This window comes from Arthrobacter humicola, assembly GCF_022803015.1.
GTDB classification, from domain to species: Bacteria; Actinomycetota; Actinomycetes; order Actinomycetales; family Micrococcaceae; genus Arthrobacter; species Arthrobacter humicola_A.
On the sequence record NZ_JAFKON010000052.1, the window covers coordinates 1 to 321 of the forward strand.

General features: G+C 42.7%; 1 protein-coding gene. It reads right to left on the bottom strand.

The features are described 5' to 3' along the window. Positions 1-77 precede the first annotated feature (77 nt). Positions 78-227, bottom strand: a complete 150-nt coding sequence (locus ARTB_RS21410) for a hypothetical protein (protein ID WP_243182283.1) — start codon at positions 225-227, stop codon at positions 78-80. Positions 228-321 lie beyond the last annotated feature (94 nt).

A 321-nucleotide genomic window follows, 5' to 3' on the forward strand; every position in this document is an offset into this window, starting at 1 on the left:
AGGACCGGCACATACACAGTACTACTATCAACATCGATACCGATCACGCTTCTCACAATATATCAATTTCTTTTTTTTTAGATGTGTATAAGAGACAGGACACAAAGCGTCAGCACGAAGGCAAAAAAGACGGGGGTGACTATTCCCTGGATCGCGCCGAGGCCGAACGCTGCAATCGTCGCGCTGGCCAGGGCCTGTCTGTCTCTTATACACATCTCCGAGCCCACGAGACCATTAGAAAAAAAAAAAACTATCTATTAATATACATAGTACTTATCCTTGTAGCTTTTTTATGTTGATACATGCAATCTGATCTTTTGT